2 pseudogenes are annotated in these 1704 nt (G+C 47.9%); both read left to right on the forward strand.

Annotated elements, in window-relative coordinates:
* Positions 1-90: pseudogene (locus tag BMX29_RS19035) on the forward strand (IS5/IS1182 family transposase); the annotation flags it as partial.
* 497 nt (positions 91-587) lie between these two features.
* Positions 588-1704 (forward strand): annotated as a pseudogene (locus BMX29_RS19040) (hypothetical protein); the annotation flags it as partial.

Below are 1704 nucleotides of genomic sequence, written 5' to 3' on the forward strand. Positions count from 1 at the left end.
GCGACCCGCTACGACAAGACGGCGGAAAGCTTCCTCGGCTTCATTGACATCACGTCGATCCGTCTCTGGATCCGCCATTTGTCAACATGACCTAGGTCGACCGAGACACTGCCAATTACTGGTACGGATTCGAGTTCCCAAAGGATTAATTGGGCAAACTCTAGTTGAATTTCAAAGAGGACCCAAGCGACCGCAGTCCACTCGTACTTAGTCGTCCGCTGCTTCATTGAGCCTTAAACGATCTAAACACGGAGACAGGCGAGTGGTATTGCCGCCGCTGGCGGCAGAACATGCAGATCTCATCAATGGCGATGAGAAGTAAGAGAAGGACAGGCGGAGTTATACTCCATAACCGAAATATAACCTCATGCGCCGTTTTTTATGTCATGGATACTTAAAGTTTTAAAAACAACCAGCCCCCTTTACATTCTAAAATTAGCATCTCAGTATGCCCGCGGGTTCGCTTTCAAGGTTCGCAGAATCTACATACATCGCAATACGATGCTTCATAAGAAGGACGGCCTTTACAAGACCAAAAAATTTCTGCATAGGAAGTGTCGTTAAAACTTTCCACTAGGTTACCCAAAATGCCAAACGTGATCGCCGAGAATTCAGACTTTCTAATAACGAGTTCATTTGATGGGAGCGTAATAGAAGGGACATCCGGAGGTGTTAGCGGCGGTGCTGGAACAGAGATTGCATTTTCTGTCACGCAACTTACGCCATTATATAATTCCGTCGTATTGAGAATATTCCCAACTACTGGTTCTCCCGAAGATTTTTGGGACACAAGTAGCAATCTAGTCAATGGCGAGCCTGAGACTGACCTTACACCTGGCGGCTTCGCTGTATTTGGACTTGATCAGACGGTCGAATTCACGGTGAACGCCGACAGCTTTCCAGAGCCGACAGAAGAATTTGGTGTAAGAATTTACGAAGATCTTTCTGCTAGCGAAATTCTACTGGAGGGTAGTTTCGAGATTCTTGACGATGACGGACAATTCCCGACGGACCTAAGGCCTAAAGTGTCCGGCGATAATGTAGAAGGGCAGACGCTGACAGCAAATATATCGGAATTTACCGCTGCCGCAAATATTAACGACTATGACGTCCAGTGGTTGAGAAATGGCTTTATTCCTATCGACGGGGCAAACTCATCCAGCTATACATTGACGCAAGATGATGTCGGTGCCGAGATATCTGTTGCGGTATGGTTCACCAACGAATTTGGCGTCCGACAGGCAATTAAGAGTTCGCTCAGCGATTTAATTCAGAATGTAAATAGCGAGCCTACTGGTTCAATTGACATCTTCGGCCCTCTAAAGCTGGGTGGCGTATTGGATGCGCAGCCGAATGAGCTTGAGGATGGCGATGGATTACAGAGCGAAATAACATTTTCTTGGCTGCGAAATGGTGAGCCAATACCGGGAGCTGATTCTTTCACCTACGAAATTACAGAAGAAGACCTAGGTTCCCTGCTCGCACTGCAGCTGACTTATATTGACGGTGGAGGGACAGAAGAAAGTATTATCAGCGACCCCGTTCAGATTCCCGATCCTGATGCCGTGCCTGAAAACTTGATCCGAGAGGGAACCTCTGGAGGAGATTTCCTTCTCGGGGCCGATGGTAACGACACGCTCGACGGTCTAGGCGGAGATGACACTCTGTCAGGAATGGCCGGCGAAGATGATCTTCTTGGACGAG

Origin of the sequence: Roseivivax marinus, assembly GCF_900109705.1 — a bacterium.
Taxonomy (GTDB): Bacteria; Pseudomonadota; Alphaproteobacteria; order Rhodobacterales; family Rhodobacteraceae; genus Roseivivax; species Roseivivax marinus.